At 65.0% G+C, this 16,676-nt stretch carries 14 protein-coding genes; 9 read left to right on the top strand and 5 right to left on the bottom strand.

The features are described from left to right. Positions 1–3 precede the first annotated feature (3 nt). The 5 genes from UB43_RS10955 (at position 4) to UB43_RS10935 (ending at position 5,375) form a co-directional block, all read left to right on the top strand. Positions 4–648: a tetratricopeptide repeat protein gene (locus UB43_RS10955; protein WP_082085819.1), complete on the top strand. Its 645-nt coding sequence runs from the start codon at positions 4–6 to the stop codon at positions 646–648. 1 nt (position 649) lies between these two features. Then, positions 650–1,792, top strand: a complete 1,143-nt coding sequence (bamB, locus tag UB43_RS10950) for an outer membrane protein assembly factor BamB (RefSeq protein WP_045210520.1) — start codon at positions 650–652, stop codon at positions 1,790–1,792. A gap of 83 nt (positions 1,793–1,875) precedes the next feature. Beyond that, a complete protein-coding gene (der, locus tag UB43_RS10945; protein ID WP_045210518.1) occupies positions 1,876–3,363 on the top strand; it encodes a ribosome biogenesis GTPase Der in 1,488 nt (495 codons plus the stop codon). Positions 3,364–3,444: 81 nt separating this feature from the next. Then, positions 3,445–4,593: a pyridoxal phosphate-dependent aminotransferase gene (locus UB43_RS10940; protein ID WP_045210515.1), complete on the top strand. Its 1,149-nt coding sequence runs from the start codon at positions 3,445–3,447 to the stop codon at positions 4,591–4,593. Beyond that, on the top strand, positions 4,581–5,375 hold the full coding sequence (locus UB43_RS10935) for an amidohydrolase (RefSeq protein WP_045210513.1): 795 nt from the start codon (positions 4,581–4,583) through the stop codon (positions 5,373–5,375). Before UB43_RS10940 ends, UB43_RS10935 begins: the two co-directional genes overlap by 13 nt. An 86-nt stretch (positions 5,376–5,461) precedes the next feature. On the opposite strand, the gene UB43_RS10930 is transcribed toward UB43_RS10935, so the two are convergent. Continuing rightward, positions 5,462–6,415, bottom strand: coding sequence for an aldo/keto reductase (locus tag UB43_RS10930; protein ID WP_045210511.1), 954 nt, complete (start codon positions 6,413–6,415; stop codon positions 5,462–5,464). 133 nt (positions 6,416–6,548) lie between these two features. Here UB43_RS10930 and UB43_RS10925 point away from each other — a divergent pair, with 133 nt between their 5' ends. Continuing rightward, positions 6,549–6,881, top strand: a complete 333-nt coding sequence (locus UB43_RS10925; RefSeq protein WP_045210509.1) for a DUF5629 family protein — start codon at positions 6,549–6,551, stop codon at positions 6,879–6,881. A 42-nt stretch (positions 6,882–6,923) separates the two neighbouring features. Here UB43_RS10925 and UB43_RS10920 read toward each other — a convergent pair whose 3' ends face one another. From UB43_RS10920 to leuA, 4 genes are all read right to left on the bottom strand, one after another. Continuing rightward, positions 6,924–8,162: an OprD family porin gene (locus UB43_RS10920; RefSeq protein WP_052969531.1), complete on the bottom strand. Its 1,239-nt coding sequence runs from the start codon at positions 8,160–8,162 to the stop codon at positions 6,924–6,926. An 80-nt stretch (positions 8,163–8,242) separates the two neighbouring features. Beyond that, the gene (locus UB43_RS10915; protein ID WP_045210505.1) at positions 8,243–9,613 is read right to left on the bottom strand and encodes an MFS transporter; all 1,371 of its coding nucleotides are present in this window, start codon (positions 9,611–9,613) and stop codon (positions 8,243–8,245) included. 260 nt (positions 9,614–9,873) lie between these two features. Beyond that, the gene (locus UB43_RS10910) at positions 9,874–10,356 is read right to left on the bottom strand and encodes a hypothetical protein (protein ID WP_045210503.1); all 483 of its coding nucleotides are present in this window, start codon (positions 10,354–10,356) and stop codon (positions 9,874–9,876) included. 74 nt (positions 10,357–10,430) lie between these two features. Then, on the bottom strand, positions 10,431–12,101 hold the full coding sequence (gene leuA, locus UB43_RS10905; protein WP_045210500.1) for a 2-isopropylmalate synthase: 1,671 nt from the start codon (positions 12,099–12,101) through the stop codon (positions 10,431–10,433). 401 nt (positions 12,102–12,502) lie between these two features. Here leuA and UB43_RS10900 point away from each other — a divergent pair, with 401 nt between their 5' ends. The 3 genes from UB43_RS10900 (at position 12,503) to UB43_RS10890 (ending at position 16,602) form a co-directional block, all read left to right on the top strand. After that, positions 12,503–12,961: a DUF2946 domain-containing protein gene (locus UB43_RS10900; RefSeq protein ID WP_082085818.1), complete on the top strand. Its 459-nt coding sequence runs from the start codon at positions 12,503–12,505 to the stop codon at positions 12,959–12,961. A 105-nt stretch (positions 12,962–13,066) separates the two neighbouring features. Next, complete coding sequence (locus tag UB43_RS10895) at positions 13,067–15,178, top strand: TonB-dependent copper receptor (protein ID WP_045210495.1); 2,112 nt, start codon at positions 13,067–13,069, stop codon at positions 15,176–15,178. Positions 15,179–15,231: 53 nt separating this feature from the next. Further along, entirely contained in the window at positions 15,232–16,602 is a 1,371-nt protein-coding gene (locus tag UB43_RS10890; protein WP_045210492.1) for a PepSY domain-containing protein, read from the top strand. Positions 16,603–16,676: the final 74 nt, after the last annotated feature.

The following is a 16,676-nucleotide window of genomic DNA, read 5'->3' as shown; positions in this document are numbered from 1 at the left end:
GGGGTGAGTAACCGTACCGAAGAAGAACAGATCGCTGACATCAAGGACTGGTGGCAGCGTAACGGCATGCCCCTGCTGACCGGTGCCGCTCTGGCGCTGATCGTGGTGTTCGGCTGGCAGGCCTGGAAAAAGTACCAGAACAACCAGTCCCAGGGCGCCTCCATCATTTACCAGGCCCTGCTGGAAACCGCGCTGAACCCGGCCGGCAAGCCCGACACCGCCAAGGTCGCCGAGCTCGCTGGCAAGCTGAACACCGACTTCGCCGGCACGCCGTACGCCCAGTACGGCCGCCTGTTCGTCGCCAAGGTTGCAGTGGACAGTGGCAAGCTGGATGACGCCGTCCTCGAGCTCAAGGCCGTGGTCGACAAGCCGGTTGACGCCACCCTCGGCGAGCTGGCCCGCCAGCGCCTGGCCCGTGTCCTGGCTGCCCAGGGCAAGGCCGAAGAGGGTCTGAAGCTGCTCGACGGCAACGTCGACAAGGCCTACGTCGCTACCCGCGAAGAACTGCGCGGCGACCTGCTGCTGCAGCTCAAGCGTAATGACGACGCCCGTGTCGCCTACGAAAAGGCCAAGGCTGCCCTGCCGGAAGACGCCGCTGTCGGCGCCCTGCAGATGAAACTCGACGACCTGGCCAAGGGAGACGCCTGAGATGTTGCGTTGGAAACACGTTGCACTGCTGGCACTGACCCTGATGGCTGTGGGTTGCAGCAGCAATAGCAAGAAAGAACTGCCGCCGGCCGAGCTGACCGATTTCAAGGAAGAGGTCCGCCTGGAGAAGCAGTGGAGCCGTTCGGTCGGTGACGGCCAGGGCGACCTGTACAACCTGCTCGAGCCCGCCGTGGATGGCCAGACCATCTACGCCGCGTCTGCCGAAGGCCGCGTCATGGCCATGCAGCGCGAAACCGGCGAAGTGCTGTGGAAGAAAGACCTCGATCTGCCGATCTCCGGCGCCGTCGGCGTGGGCAACGGCATGGTCCTGCTGGGCACCCTGCGTGGCGACGTGATCGCCCTGGACTCCGGTTCCGGCGAGCAGAAGTGGCGCGCCAAGGTCACCAGCGAAGTGCTGGCTGCCCCGGCCACCAACGGTGACGTGGTGGTGGTGCAGACCCAGGACGACAAGCTGATCGGCTTCGACGCCTCCACCGGCAACCAGCGCTGGATCTACGAAGGCACCGTACCGGTGCTGACCCTGCGCGGCACTGGCGCTCCGCTGATCGCCGGCCGCCTGGCCCTGGCCGGTCTGGCCAGCGGCAAGGTCGTCGCCGTGGACGTAGAGCGTGGCCTGCCGGTCTGGGAAGCGCGCGTTGCGATTCCGCAAGGCCGTTCCGAGCTGGACCGCGTCGTCGATATCGATGGCGGCCTGCTGCTGGTCGACAACGTTCTCTATGTCGCCAGCTACCAGGGCCGCGCTGCGGCGCTGGACATAGGCACTGGCCGCGTACTCTGGCAGCGTGAAGCTTCCAGCTACGTCGGCGTCGCCGAAGGTACCGGCAGCGTGTTCATCAGCCAGTCCAGCGGCACCGTGGAAAGCCTCGATTCCCGTGGTTCGTCCTCGCTGTGGAGCAACGATGCCCTGGCTCGCCGCCAGCTGTCCGCTCCGGCCGTGCTGTCGAGCAACGTGGTCGTCGGTGACCTGGAAGGGTACGTGCACCTGCTGAGCCAGGTGGACGGTCGTTTCGTTGGCCGCGAGAAGGTCGACGGTGACGGCGTGCGGGTTCGCCCGCTGGTAGTCGGCAGCTGGATGTACGTGTTCGGCAACAGCGGTAAGCTGGCCGCCTACACGATTCGCTAAGCTGAGTGTTACTGCCGGCCGCTGCCGTGAAAAACGGCAGCGGCCGTCGTGTTTTCTGAAAATCAAATTTCCTGGAGAGCCGCATGGTTCCCGTAATAGCCCTGGTGGGCCGCCCGAACGTCGGCAAGTCCACCCTGTTCAACCGCCTGACCCGCACCCGTGACGCCATCGTCGCCGAGTACGCAGGTCTGACCCGAGACCGCCAGTACGGCGAGGCCAAGTGGCAGGGCAAGAAATTCATCGTCATCGATACCGGTGGTATCTCCGGTGACGAAGAGGGTATCGACGCCAAGATGGCCGAGCAGTCGCTGCAGGCCATCGAAGAGGCCGATGCCGTCCTGTTCATGGTCGACTCCCGCGCCGGCCTCACCGCCGCCGACGAGATGATCGGCGAGCACCTGCGCAAGAAGAACAAGCGCACCTACCTGGTGGCGAACAAGGTCGACACCGTCGATCCGGACATCGCCCGCGCCGAGTTCAGCCCGCTGGCCCTGGGGCATGCGATCCCGATTGCCGCCGCCCACGGCCGTGGCATCACCCAGATGCTCCAGGAAGCGCTGGGCGAGATGTTCGCTCCGGAGCCCGAAGCGCCGGAAGACAACGACCTGCCCAGCGAGCTGGAAGAGGTCGCCGAGGGCGAGGAAGCCAAGCGCATTCCCGGCCCGAGCGAGAAGGATGGCATCAAGATCGCCATCATCGGTCGCCCCAACGTCGGCAAGTCCACCCTGGTCAACCGCATGCTCGGTGAAGAGCGGGTGATCGTGTACGACCAGGCCGGCACCACCCGCGACAGTATCTACATCCCCTTCGAGCGCAACGAAGAGAAGTACACCCTGATCGACACCGCCGGCGTGCGTCGCCGCGGCAAGATCTTCGAAGCGGTGGAAAAGTTCTCCGTGGTGAAGACCCTGCAGGCGATCCAGGACGCCAACGTGGTCATCTTCGTCATGGACGCCCGCGAAGGCGTGGTCGAGCACGACCTCAACCTGCTCGGCTTTGTGCTGGAGACCGGCCGTGCGCTGGTCATTGCGCTGAACAAGTGGGACGGCATGGAGTCCGCCGAGCGCGACTACGTGAAGACCGAACTCGAACGCCGGCTGATGTTCGCCGACTTCGCCGACATCCACTTCATCTCCGCGCTGCATGGCACCGGCGTTGGTCACCTGTACAAGTCGGTGCAGGATTCCTTCCGTTCCGCCGTGACCCGCTGGCCTACCAGCAAGCTCACGCAGATCCTCGAGGACGCCATCCAGGTCCACCAGCCGCCGATGGTCAACGGCCGCCGCATCAAGCTGCGCTATGCGCACCTTGGGGGCGCCAACCCGCCGCTGATCGTGATCCACGGCAACCAGGTGGACGCAGTGCCCAAGGCCTACACGCGCTACCTGGAGAAGACCTTCCGTCGCGTGCTGAAGCTGGTCGGTACGCCGATCCGCATCGAGTACAAGGGCGGTGACAACCCGTTCGAGGGCAAGAAGACCCAGCTCACCGATCGCCAGGTCAATAAGAAGCGCCGCCTGATGTCGCACCACAAGAAGGCAGAGAAGAAGAAGAAGGACAAACGTAAATAACGTCTGTCAGGCTTTAGACCGCAAGCCGCAGGCGATAGAGTAGGGACTTCCCTCTCATCGCCTGCAGCCTGTAGTCACGCCATGCTCACCAGCAAACTGCCGAATGTCGGCACCACCATCTTCACCCGCATGTCCCAGCTCGCCGCCGAAAGCGGGGCGCTGAATCTCTCGCAGGGCTTCCCGGATTTCCCCGGCCCCGCGCCGCTGCTCGAAGCGGTTGCCCGCCATGTCTTGGCCGGAAACAACCAGTACAGCCCGATGACCGGCCTGCCGGCGCTGCGTGAACAGGTCGCGCTCAAGGTCGCCAGCCTGTATGGGCGTAGCGTCAGCGCCGACTCCGAGGTGACCATCGTCCCCGGCGCGACGGAAGGGATCTTCTGTGCGGTACAGGCGCTGATCCGCCCCGGCGACGAAGCCATCGTCCTCGACCCCTGCTATGACAGCTACGAACCTTCGGTAGAACTGGCCGGCGGTCGTTGCGTGCACGTTGCGTTGAGCCAGCCCGGCTTCCGCATCGACTGGCAGCGCCTGGCCGATGCCATTACCCCGCGCACGCGCCTGATCTTCCTCAACAGCCCGCACAACCCCAGTGGTGCGCTGATCGACCGTGCCGACCTGGATCGCCTGGCCGAGCTGATTCGTGATCGCGAGATCTACCTGATCAGCGACGAGGTCTACGAGCACCTGATCTACGACGGCGTGCAGCACGCCAGCGTGCTGGCCCATGACGAGTTGTATCCGCGCGCCTTCGTCATAAGCTCCTTCGGCAAGACCTACCACGTCACTGGCTGGAAAACCGGCTACGTGGTGGCGCCGCCGGCGCTGTCGGCGGAGATGCGCAAGATCCACCAGTACGTGAACTTCTGTGGCGTGACCCCGCTTCAATGGGCGCTGGCTGACTTCATGGCCGCGCACCCGGAGCACTTGCGCGAGCTGCCGGGCTTCTACCAGGCCAAGCGCGACCTGTTCTGCGACCTGCTGGAGGGTTCGCGCTTCACCTTCCAGCGTGCCGCTGGCACCTACTTCCAGGTGGTGGACTACTCGGCGATCCGCCCGGACCTCGATGACGTCGCCATGTCCGAGTGGCTGACCCGCGAGCACGGTGTGGCCGCCATCCCGGTCTCGGTGTTCTACCAGCAGGCCCCGGCGGACATGCGCCTGGTGCGCTTCTGCTTCGCCAAGAAAGAGGAGACGCTGCGCCAGGCAGCGGAACGACTATGCGCGATCTGAGCCAACTGCCCGACCTCAAGCTTGCCCTCGTGCAGACCACCCTGGTCTGGCACGACGCCAAGGCCAACCGCGAGCGCTTCGACGCGCTGCTGGAAAGCGCCGGTGGTGCGGACGTGGTGATCCTGCCGGAGATGTTCACCACCGGCTTCTCCATGGACTCCGAGGCACTGGCCGAGGCGGAGGAGGGCGCGACCTACGCCTGGCTGCGCGAGCAGGCCTCGAGGCTCGATGCCGTGGTCTGCGGCAGCGTGATCATCCGCGCTGCCGACGGCAGCCATCGCAACCGTTTGCTGTGGGCGCGCCCGGACGGCGAGATGCTGCATTACGACAAGCGCCACCTGTTCCGCATGGCGGGTGAGCACAAGCACTACACGCCAGGCGAGCAGCAGGTGCTGCTGGAATGGAAGGGCTGGCGGATTCGCCCGTTGGTCTGTTACGACCTGCGTTTCCCGGTGTGGAGCCGCGATGCCCAGGACACCGACCTGCTGCTGTATACCGCCAACTGGCCGGCCGCGCGCCGCCAGCACTGGAACCGCCTGCTGCCGGCGCGGGCCATCGAAAACCTCTGCTATGTCGCCGCGGTCAACCGCGTCGGTGAAGACGGCAAGGGCCACGCCTATTCCGGCGACAGCCAGGTGCTGGATTTCCAGGGCGACAACCTGCTCGCGGCGGGCGATGCCGACGGGGTGTTCCAGATCGCCCTGAATGCGGCGGAGCTGGCGGCTTACCGGGAGCGCTTCCCGGCGAACCTGGATGCAGATCGGTTCGATATCCAGTTTTAATCGGATGCCAATCGCGGACGGAGTCCGCTCCTACGAAATATGACACCGCGTAGGAGCGGACTTCGTCCGCGATGTTTCCGCCCCGCTCAATACGCGCTGGCGGTGTTCAAGCGCTGCATCACCTCGTCACTGAGCTTCAGGTCCACCGCCGCGATCAGGTCCGGCAACTGCTCCAGCCTCGATGCGCTGGCAATCGGCGCGGTGATGCTCGGGCGGGCCATCAGCCAGGCCAGGGCGACCTGTGCCGGGGTGGCCTTGAGTTCGCCGGCCACGTCTTCCAGTGCATCGAGAATGGCGAAGCCGCGCTCGTTCATGAAGTTCTTCACCTTGTAGCCGCGCACGCTGCTCTTGCCCAGGTCCGCTTCGCTGCGGTACTTGCCGGTGAGGAAGCCCGCCGCCAGCGAATAGAAGCTGATGACGCCAATGCCCAACTGCTGCACCGTGGGTTCCAGGTGGGTCTCGTAGTTGGCGCGATCGTAAAGGTTGTAGTTGGGCTGCAGGCTCTGGTAGTTCGGCAGCTTCAGCCGGTCGCAGACTTCACGGGCTTCGCGCAGGCGCTTGGCGTCCAGGTTGGAGGCGCCGATGACGCGGACCTTGCCATGCTCCACGGCTTCGGCGAAGGCGCCCATGGTTTCCTCCATTGAGGTATGCGGGTCGTCGCAGTGGGACTGGTAGAGGTCGATGTAGTCGGTCTGCAGGCGCTTGAGCGAACGCCCCAGCGCCTGCTCGATGTACACCGCCGACAGCCCCTTGTGGCCGTTGCCCATGTCCATGCCGACCTTGGTGGCGATCTGCACCTGGTTGCGCTTGCCGGTCTTCTTCAGCCATTTGCCGATCAGTACTTCCGACTCGCCACCCTCGTGGCCGGGAGCCCAGCGCGAGTAGACGTCCGCGGTGTCGATGCAGTTGAGCCCGGCGTCGAGGAGGGCGTCGAGCAGGCGGAAGGAGGTCGCTTCGTCGGCGGACCAGCCGAACACATTGCCGCCGAAGACCAGCGCGGGAATCTTCAGGCCCGATTGTCCGAGTTCGCGTGTACGCATCTGCTTTGCCTCCTCTGGGATGTGCGAGAACCCTCAGTGTAGACGCCGCCTCTGCCCGCGCCGGGCGGAATAACCGGCAGCTGGCACCCAGCTGGTCTATCATGGCGGCCAGCCCAATTGCCGAGTGCCGAACATGACCACGACTCCCTACCTGCTGGACCAGCTGGAAACCGCCGATATGCTCCTGATCGACGGTCTGCATGCCTGGCAGTTCGAGCTCAACGAGGCATTGCTGGACCAGGCGGACGCCGCCGCCAACGCTGGGCAACCCTTCGCCAGCGAAGACGTGGTGCTGCAGATCGAATCCATCGACGGTCGTGACCGCCGCGAATGGCGCTTCAGCTACAACCAGGTGATGGAGGCCAGCTACCAGACCGAGGACGAGAGCTGGCTGCTGCAGGGCGGTGAACAACAGCACCGCCTGTGTTGCCTGGGCGCCGTGACGGCCAGTGGCGACGACGAGTGAACGAAGAAGGCCCCGAAAGGGGCCTTCTTCATTTCTGGGCCTTCAGAACGCCAGCGGATAGCTGGTGATGAAGCGCACCTCGTCGTAGTCGTTGGAATAGCTGCTGCGTACGCTGGAGGTGCGCATCAGGAAGGACAGCGTCTTCAACGGTCCGCCCTGGATCGTGTAGCCGATATCCGTATCGCGCTCGTACTCGTGGCCGTCTTCCTGCCCCGCTCGCGAGATGTCGGTGCCCTTGGTGTAGCGCGTCATCAGGGCCAGGCCGGGTAGCCCGAGGCTGGCGAAGTCATAGTCATAGCGCAGCTGGTAGGAGCGCTCCTGCGCCCAGAAGAACCCGCCGTTGGTGACCCAGTTGACCAGGTAGGGTTGCGGCGTGTTGCCCAGCAACATGGGGAACATGTCTTCACCCAGCATGCGCTGGTAGGTGGCTGACAACGTGTGGCCGCCGTGCTTCACGCCCAGCCGCGCCCCGTAGGCGCGGTTGTCGATACGACCGGACAACGCCTGCCCGGACTCCTCATTGTGGAAGTAGCTCAGGGTGCCGAGCAGCGCGGTGTTCTCGCCGACCGGCTGCTTGAAGTTGGCGCCGACATAGTGCTGGTCGTAGATGTCCTCGAGCTGGGCGAAGTAGTAGCTGGTGGACAGGCCGGGCGTCCACTGCGCATCGACACCGCCCAGGTTCAACTTGTTGCTGTCCTGGCTGGCGGGGCGGGTGGCCAGGTAGAACGCTTCGCGGTCGCTGGAGGCGCGGGTGCTGGTGTTCCACAGCTGCGCGGCGGTGAACTTGAAGCGCTCCGACTCCTTCGACTCCAGCATCACGCCCTGGAAGGTCTGCGGCAGTACGCGTACGTCATCCTGGAAGATCACTGGCAGACGCGGTTCCAGCAGGCCGACCTTCAACGTGGTCTTCGAATAACGCAGCTTGAGCGTGGCGCCGCCACGGCTGAAGTCATCCACCGGCTCGCCGGTCGTGCGGTCGTAGGGCAGGTTGCTGTCGTTGCTGGTGCCGGCGCCGCCGTCGAGTTTCAAGGCATAGAAACCGGTGAAGTCCACACCGACACCAATGGTGCCTTCGCTGAAGCCGGAGCTGAAGCGTTCCAGCACGGCCTGGGACCAGCTACCGGCCTGGGACTGCGGGGCATTGTCCTGGCGGTAGTCGCGCAGCATGTAGAAATTGCGCAGGGTGGTATCCAGGCGGCTGTCGTCGATCAGGTCGGCCTGGGCGCAGAGGGGCAACAGCGCGCTGGAAAGCAGCGCGCCGGTAAAGCGATTACGCAACATCGTCATCTCCTGGGCGCGTTCGCCGGGGCGCGGGGCGCCACGCCGGCAAACGGGCGTACGTCTTGTCGAGGCGGGCGCGATCAGTTCGCGGTGGCGGCGCTGTCCAGCGGTACGGCTGCAGGCTGGGCAGCCTGCTCCTGGCCCAGGCTGCGGCGGAAGTGCTTGCGTCCGTTGCCCAGCAGCCACAGGCAGAGCAAGCCGGCGAGGGTGACGATGATGCCGATGGACGAGCCGACGGCCTTCGGGTCCTTGAAGTACTGATCGGTCAGCAGTGCCACCAGCGTGGTGCCGACGCCCAGGCCGATCAGGTTGGAGACCAGCAGGAACAGTGCCGAGACTTGCGCACGCAGGCGGTTGGGCGTGAGCACCTGCATGGCGGCCGCCGAGGTGGAAATGCAGAAGGCGCAGAAGAACATCGCCGGGCCCATCAGCAGCACCGACAGCTGCAGGGTGCCGGCTGTCACCGAGCCGATGACGAAGGGAATGGTGCAGGCCACGCCGAGCATGCCGCTGATCAGCGCGGCATCGCTGCGCCCGCGCTTCTGCAGTACGTCCACCAGCCAGCCGGCGCAGAACACCCCGGCGGTGTTGAGCACCAGCAGGATGCCGCCGAGGATGTAGCCCACCTCCAGCGGCGTCAGGCCGTACTGGCGGATGTACAGGGCTGGCGCCCAGCCCATCAGCGCGTACTGGCACATGGCGAAGAAGGAGAAGCCCAGATAGTGGCAGGTGAAGGTCGCGCGGTGGCGGCGCAGGAAGCGCAGGCCGTCGCCGATGGTCGCCTTGTGCTCCGGGTTCGCCACCTTGCGCTTCGGGTCACGGATGGTCAGCGCGATCAGCAGTGCCACCAGCACGCCGGGCAGGCCGACGATGAAGAAGGCGATCTGCCAGGAGCGCACCTGGCCCAGCCAGCCCAGGTCGATGGCTGGCACGTCGCGCAGCGCCTCGATCACGTAGCCGCCGACCAGGAAGGCCAGGCCGCCGCCGAGGAAGGCGCCCATGGAGTACAGCCCCAGCGCGCGGCCGAGTTTCTCCTTGGGGAACAGATCGGCGAGCATCGAGTAGGTCGCCGGCGTCAGCGCGGCTTCGCCGACGCCCACGCTCATGCGCGCCAGGAACATCTGCAGGAAGTTCTTCGACAGCCCGCATGCGGCCGTGGCAAAGCTCCAGAAGGCCACGCCGATGGCGATGATCCTGACCCGCGAGGAGCGGTCGGCGAGATAGGCGATGGGCAGGCCCATGAAGGCGTAGAACAGCGAGAAGGCCAGCCCGCTGAGCAGGCTGAACTGGGTATCGCTGATCTGCAGGTCGGCTTTGATCGGCTCGATCATCAGCGAGAGGATCTGCCGGTCCACGAAGGAGAAGATGTACGCCACCATGCACAGCACAACGACATACCAGGAATAACGGGAAGCACGGACGGATTGCGGGTGGGGAGATTGCGGGTTCACGGTTACTGGCTCCTGAAGCGGGTGAAGGCAGATGGCCAAGCACGTCGAGCTCGTTGTTGTTGTAGGTAACCAGGCGCCTCTGTACGCAAGGCAGGGGCGGCCGAAAGTGTCTGATTGCGTGACACGGTTTTTTGTTTGCCTGCCGCTTTCACGGCAGTGCACGCAAGACTAGGGAAGGGGAGAGCGGGGAGTAATCGGGGCGAGCCCCAGCATTGCGGAGACTTCCCCCTAGGGGGCTAGGGGGAATCTTTAGGCGGAAGTCAGAGCTCTACGCCGAGGATGTAGACCAGGAAGAACGAGACGACGAGGATTACCGCGATGACGGCGAGCAGGAACAGCAGGCTGATGCCAAAGGCACGCCAGTTCGAGCGCCACTGGCCGCCAGCAACGAGGTGGCGCTCCACGGTGACGCCGAAGGTCTGCTTGGCGAGGTAGTACATGCCGACGACTGTGCCGACGGCGATGGGCGTACCGGAAGTGTTTTCCGGCAGGAAGTAGCCGAGTACCAAGATGGCGAGGGTCAAGCCGATGCCCATCAACCAGATATTGCGGGATTCGTGGCGGCGGCCCAGTGCCTTGAGGTTCTGCACGATGACCCAGGCGCCGGCGATGGGCGTGCCGAAGAAGGTGGCTATGCCGACGGCGGCGAGGCGGTAGAGCGGTTCGCCGGTGGCGGTGGTCGCCGTGTCCTGGAGGACGGCAGTGGGCGTCTGGAAGGGGTTGTCCTGCGGGGTGTCTGTCATGTTTTCGCTCCTTCGAAAACAGCCCCGGACGCACGAGGCGTCCGGGGCAAAGGGACTTTCAGGTTAGCAGAGGCTTACGCGGCTTTCGCGTGGCCCAGCGTCACCGCACGGTTCAGCGCGCTGAACAGCGCACGGAAGCTCGCGGTGGTGATGTTTTCATCGATGCCGATGCCGTGCAGCGACCGACCACCCTCGACGCGCAGCTCGATGTAGGCGGCCGCGCGGGCGTTGGTGCCGGCGCCGATGGCGTGCTCGTTGTAGTCCATGATCTCGACGTCCACCGGCAGCGAGGCGACCAGGGCTTCCAGGGTGCCCTTGCCCTTGCCGTGCCAGCGATGCTGTTCGCCCTTGTGGGTCACGTCGATATCAATGGCGCAGACGCCGTTCTCTTCCTGCAGGCGGTAGTTCTTCAGGCCGAACGGGGAAACGGCCTGCAGGTACTCGGTCTGCAGCAGGGTGTAGATCTGCTCGGCAGTCATTTCCAGGCCCAGGCGATCGGTCTCGTTCTGCACCACCTGGCTGAACTCGATCTGCATGCGACGCGGCAGGCTGATGCCGTATTCCTGTTCGAGCAGGAAGGTGATGCCACCCTTGCCGGACTGGCTGTTCACACGGATCACCGCCTCGTAGCTGCGGCCGATATCCGCCGGGTCGATCGGCAGGTACGGCACTTCCCATACCGCATCCGGCTGCTGCTGCGCGAAGCCCTTGCGGATGGCGTCCTGGTGGGAGCCGGAGAAGGCGGTGTGGACCAGGTCGCCGACGTACGGGTGACGCGGGTGCACCGGGATCTGGTTGCACTCTTCGACCACCTTGCGCACGGCGTCGATGTCGGAGAAGTCCAGCTCAGGATCGATGCCCTGGGTGTACATGTTCAGTGCCATGGTCACCAGGCAGAGGTTGCCGGTGCGCTCGCCGTTGCCGAACAGGCAGCCTTCGACGCGATCGGCACCGGCCATCAGGGCCAGTTCCGAAGCGGCCACGCCAGTGCCACGGTCGTTGTGGGTATGCAGGCTGAGCAGCACGCTGTCGCGCTTGTTGATCTGGCGGCCGAACCACTCGATCTGGTCGGCGTAGTTGTTCGGCGTGGCGCACTCGACGGTGGCGGGCAGGTTGAGGATCAGGCGGTTCGCCGGGGTCGGCTGGAACACGTCGATTACCGCGTTGCACACTTCGACGGCGAAGTCGGTCTCGGTGGAGCTGAACACTTCCGGCGAGTACTCGAAGCCCCACTGGGTTTCCGGCGCGGCTTCGGCCAGGCGCTTGATGGTCTGGCCGGCGGCCACGGCGATGGCTTTCACGCCGGCCTTGTCCTGGTTGAAGACGATCTTGCGGAAGCTCGGCGCGCAGGCGTTGTAGTAGTGGACGATGGCCTTCTTCGCGCCCTTGAGGGACTCGAAGGTGCGCTCGATGAGGTCGTCGCGGGCCTGGGTCAGCACCTGGATGGTGACGTCATCGGGAATGTGGTCGTTCTCGATCAGCTCACGCACGAAGTCGAAGTCGGTCTGCGAGGCGGACGGGAAGCCCACTTCGATTTCCTTCAGGCCGACCTGCACCAGGCACTTGAAGAAGCGCATCTTCTTCTCGGCGTCCATCGGCTCGATCAGCGACTGGTTGCCGTCGCGCAGGTCGGTGGACAACCAGATCGGCGCCTTGTCGATGATCTTGTCCGGCCAGGTGCGGTCGGGCAGGGTGATCTGGGTGAAGGCGCGGTATTTCTTCGACGGGTCTTTCAACATGCTCATGAGCGGAATCCTTGTTCTCTGCGGCCTGCGTGGCCTGCGCAAATAAAAACTGAATGAGGCGAAACGGGGGAGGGGGGCTCAGCCACGCAGTCGCGGGCTGACCAGGCGCAGGCAGGCGTGTTGGCGAAGCAGGATGAGGGTGTGTGCGGTTTTCATGAGTGCCAAGCTAAAGGCCTGGGAGACCAATGGCAAGCATTTGGAGAAATTTGGTAGAAAAAGTCCTGGTTGCCTTTCTGGCGATAGATAATTGTTGGGAATGGTCTATTTCAGCAATTTATCCTGAAGCTTAGCGCTGTGCTTAACTGATTCTGCGTCTTCGTGCCGCAGCGGAGCTTTGTAACTCCGTGCGATCATTGCGCACCCCGCCTCAGGCAGGGACCTTCCATCCGCAAGGACATTTCGTGACCCGTCGTACTCGACAAGGCGTAGGCACCTGGCTGGCGTTGTTCGCCATGCTGATGATCTATGTCGGCCCGCTGGTTTCCCAGTCGATGCCGATGGATCACGCCATGCCCATGGATCACGTCATGCCGATGGAGCATGGCAAGGCCATGGACCATGGTGCGGCGGTCGCTGCCATGGACGAGATGGCCTGTTCGGAAGGTCACCGTGCTGCTGCGCAACAGCCGGCACTGGCTTCACACGGCGAGCAGCCGCTCACTGCCGATGCCTTCATGGAGAAGTGCGGCTATTGCAGCCTGCTGATCCACAGCCCGCCGCTGACGCCGCCACCGGTAGTGCTTGACCACGGTGTCCCCGCCGTCGGCGCACCGGTTGCACTGTTCACTGCCTCCCGCATTCCTGCCTCGCCGGTCTTCCCCGGCGCTCGCTCCCGCGCTCCTCCGTTCCTGATCGGCTGACCCGCAATCCCGACTCCCCGACCCCGGCGCGGATGCCTGCATTCGCTTGCGCGCCGTGCGAGTACGTGTGGAGCGGGCGTCATCACCGATCATGGAATTCATGGAATGACCCGCATGCCCCTGCGCCGTCGGCACACTGCCGTCGGCCTGCGCGCCCTGTGCGCGCTGACCGCCCTTGGCGGTTTCACTGCTGTCCCCGTGCTGGCCGAGGAAGAAGATCACTCGGCACACACCACCAATGCGTCGGTTACCGAGCTGTCGCCCAGCGTCATCACCGCCGTGGCGCAGAGCTCACCGCTGACCATCGTCACCGACCCCAAGCAGCCGCGCCAGCCGATCCCCGCCAGCGACGGCGCCGATTACCTCAAGACCATTCCCGGCTTCTCCGCCATCCGCAACGGCGGCACCAACGGTGACCCGGTGCTGCGCGGCATGTTCGGCTCGCGCCTGAACATCCTCACCAATGGCACCACCATGCTCGGCGCCTGCCCGGCACGGATGGACGCACCCACGTCCTATATCTCGCCGGAAACCTTCGACAAGCTCACCGTGGTGAAAGGCCCGGAGACCGTGATCTGGGGCCCCGGTGCCTCGGCCGGGACCATCCGCTTCGACCGCGAGCCGGAGCGCTTCGGCGAGCTGGGTATGCGCGTCAACGGCAGCATCGTCGCCGGCTCCAACGGCCGCTTCGACCGTGTACTGGACGCAGCCGCCGGCGGACCGCTGGGCTACGTGCGGGTCACTGGCAACAAGTCGCAGTCCGATGACTACGAGGACGGCAGCGGCAATACCGTGCCCTCGCGCTGGAACAAGTGGAACGGTGACGTCGCCGTGGGCTGGACGCCGGACGCCGATACCCTCGTTGAACTCACCGCCGGCAAGGGCGACGGCGAAGCGCGTTACGCCGGACGCGGCATGGACGGCTCGCAGTTCAAGCGCGAAAGCCTCGGCCTGCGCTTCGAGAAGTCCAACATCGGCGAAGTGCTCGACAAGCTGGAGGCGCAGGTCTACTACAACTACGCCGACCACGTGATGGACAACTACAGCCTGCGCACGCCCTCGGGCATGGGCATGATGGCCGGCCCCATGGCCTCCAACGTCGACCGCCGCACCCTCGGCGGGCGCCTGGCCGCCACCTGGCGCTGGGACGACTTCAAGCTGATCACCGGCGTCGACGCGCAGACCAACGAGCACCGCGAACGCAGCGGCATGGGCATCGGCACCTACGACGAAGTGCCATGGGACAAGGACGCCGTGTTCCACAACTACGGCGCCTTCGGCGAGCTGACCTGGTACGCCGCTGACCGCGATCGCGTGATCACTGGCGCGCGCCTGGACCGCGCTTCGGTCAAGGATTACCGGCAGACCACCGGCTCGGGGATGATGGCTATGCCCAACCCCACCGCCGACGACACCCGCGCCGATACCTTGCCCAGCGGCTTCGCGCGCTACGAGCACGACCTGGCCGACACGCCGACCACCCTCTACGTCGGCCTGGGGCACGTGCAGCGCTTCCCTGACTACTGGGAGCTGTTCTCCCCGGACAAGGGGCCGACCGGCTCGGTCAATGCCTTCGACAGCATCAAGCCGGAGAAGACCACCCAGCTGGACTTCGGTGCGCAGTACGAGGACGAGAAGCTCAAGGCCTGGGCGTCGGGCTACGTCGGCGTGATCCGCGACTACATCCTGTTCGACTACATGCCCGGCGGCATGATGGGCCGCACCTCCCAGGCGCGGAACGTCGATGCACGGATCATGGGGGGCGAACTGGGCGCGGCGTATGCGCTGACCAGCAACTGGACTGCCGACGGCACCCTGGCCTACGCCTGGGGCAAGAACACCACCGACGACACTGCGCTGCCGCAGATGCCGCCGCTGGAGGCGCGTTTCGGCCTGAGCTACGAGGAAGGCGACTGGAGCGCTGGCGGCCTCTGGCGCGTGGTTGCGCATCAGGGCCGCATCGCCGAGAACCAGGGCAACGTGGTCGGCTACGACTTCGACGAAAGCCCAGGCTTTGCGGTGTTCTCGCTCAACGGTGCGTACAAGCTGAGCAAGAACCTCAAGGTCAGCACCGGCGTCGACAACCTGTTCGACAAGGACTACGCCGAGCACCTGAACCTGGCGGGCAACGCCGGCTTCGGCTACCCGGCCAACGACCCCGAATCGATCCACGAACCAGGCCGTACGTTCTGGACCAAAGTGGACTTCTCGTTCTGAAGCCCGACCGGCCCCTGCCCGTCGGGGGCCTCCTTGCGTGAGGAGATCAACGAATGCAGCACAAGACATTCGATTTCTACAACCTGGCCTGGCGCTGGCACTTCTATGCCGGGCTGTTCGTCGCGCCGTTCATGATCCTGCTGTCGCTGACCGGGATCATCTACCTGTTCAAGCCACAGCTCGACCCGCTGATGTACAGCGACCTGCTGCAGGTAAAGCCGGGAGAGGTGCGGCTGTCCGCCGATGAGCAGCTGATGCACCTGCATCACCAGAACCCGCAATTGCAGGTCAGCCAGTACCTGCCGGCGCCGGCTGCCGATCGCAGCGCGCAGTTCGTCGCCCAGCTCGATGGGCGCGAGGTGAACGCTTTCGTCGATCCCTACAGTGGCAAGCTGCTCGGCCTGCAGGACGCCAAGTCCAACCTGCAGGCCATGGCTCGCGCACTGCATGGCGAGTTGATGATCGGCACCGTCGGTGATCGGCTGATCGAGCTGGCTGCGGGCTGGGGCATCGTGCTGGTGGTCTCCGGCCTGTACCTGTGGTGGCCGCGCAAGCGTTCGCTGCGCGTGCTGCTGTGGCCGGACCTGTCGCGCCGCGGCCGTGCGCTGTGGCGTGAGGTGCACATGGTGGTCGGCTTCTGGGGCTCGCTGCTGATGCTGTTCATGCTGCTCACCGGCATGACCTGGACCGGCTTCTGGGGCAAGTCCTTCGCCGACGTCTGGAACCGCTTCCCGGTGGCCATGTGGAATGACGTGCCCAAGTCCGACCTGGAGGCGCGCACGCTCAATGAGGCGCACCGCCAGACCATCCCCTGGGCGATGGAAAACACGCCAATGCCGATGTCCGGCGGTGCCCACGCCGAGCACATGGCCCACGGCTCGGGCGGCATGGCGATGCCGCAGATCAGCCTGCAGCAGGTGGTCGATACCGCCGACCAGGCGGGCGTGGTGCCGGGCTACGCCATCGCGTTGCCCAAGGGCGCGGAGGGCGTGTTCACCGTCTCGGTATTCGCCGACGACTCGCGCAACGACGCCACCCTGCACATCGACCAGTACACCGGCAAGGTGCTCGCCGACGTGCGCTGGAAGGACTACGGCCTGGTGGCCAAGGGCGTCGAATCCGGCGTGATGCTGCATGAAGGCAAGATGTTCGGCCTGTTCAACCAGCTGCTCATGCTTGGCGTCTGCCTGATGATCCTGCTCAGTGCCGTCAGCGGCCTGTGGATCTGGTGGAAGCGCCGTCCCCAGGGCCGCCTCGGCGTGCCGCCGATGCCGCACGCGCTGCCGGTATGGAAGGGCGGGGTGCTGATAATGGTCATCCTCGGCGTCGCCTTCCCGCTGGTGGGCGCATCGCTGTTGCTGGTGTGGGCGCTGGACTGGGCCGTGCTGTCGCGGATCAAGCCGCGCAGCCCGGCGCTGGGTTGACGTGTGCGCCGTTTTACCCTGACGCCTGCCGCGAGGCAGGCTATGCTGCGGCGCGATCGTTGCGCCCGCGGCCC

The sequence above is a fragment of the Pseudomonas sp. 21 genome, from assembly GCF_000955805.1.
Classification (GTDB): domain Bacteria; phylum Pseudomonadota; class Gammaproteobacteria; order Pseudomonadales; family Pseudomonadaceae; genus Pseudomonas.
This window is presented reverse-complemented; position numbering and strand designations above follow the sequence as displayed.

What these genes read in the sequence shown, in the direction of transcription:
- bamB (WP_045210520.1), top strand. Translation starts at nt 650, where the DNA reads ATGTTGCGTTGGAAACACGTTGCACTGCTGGCACTGACCCTGATGGCT.
- UB43_RS10890 (WP_045210492.1), top strand. Translation starts at nt 15,232, where the DNA reads ATGCAGCACAAGACATTCGATTTCTACAACCTGGCCTGGCGCTGGCAC.
- UB43_RS10910 (WP_045210503.1), bottom strand. Translation starts at nt 10,356, where the DNA reads ATGACAGACACCCCGCAGGACAACCCCTTCCAGACGCCCACTGCCGTC.
- leuA (WP_045210500.1), bottom strand. Translation starts at nt 12,101, where the DNA reads ATGAGCATGTTGAAAGACCCGTCGAAGAAATACCGCGCCTTCACCCAG.
- UB43_RS10940 (WP_045210515.1), top strand. Translation starts at nt 3,445, where the DNA reads ATGCTCACCAGCAAACTGCCGAATGTCGGCACCACCATCTTCACCCGC.
- UB43_RS10930 (WP_045210511.1), bottom strand. Translation starts at nt 6,415, where the DNA reads ATGCGTACACGCGAACTCGGACAATCGGGCCTGAAGATTCCCGCGCTG.
- UB43_RS10895 (WP_045210495.1), top strand. Translation starts at nt 13,067, where the DNA reads ATGACCCGCATGCCCCTGCGCCGTCGGCACACTGCCGTCGGCCTGCGC.
- UB43_RS10920 (WP_052969531.1), bottom strand. Translation starts at nt 8,162, where the DNA reads ATGTTGCGTAATCGCTTTACCGGCGCGCTGCTTTCCAGCGCGCTGTTG.
- UB43_RS10925 (WP_045210509.1), top strand. Translation starts at nt 6,549, where the DNA reads ATGACCACGACTCCCTACCTGCTGGACCAGCTGGAAACCGCCGATATG.
- UB43_RS10935 (WP_045210513.1), top strand. Translation starts at nt 4,581, where the DNA reads ATGCGCGATCTGAGCCAACTGCCCGACCTCAAGCTTGCCCTCGTGCAG.
- der (WP_045210518.1), top strand. Translation starts at nt 1,876, where the DNA reads ATGGTTCCCGTAATAGCCCTGGTGGGCCGCCCGAACGTCGGCAAGTCC.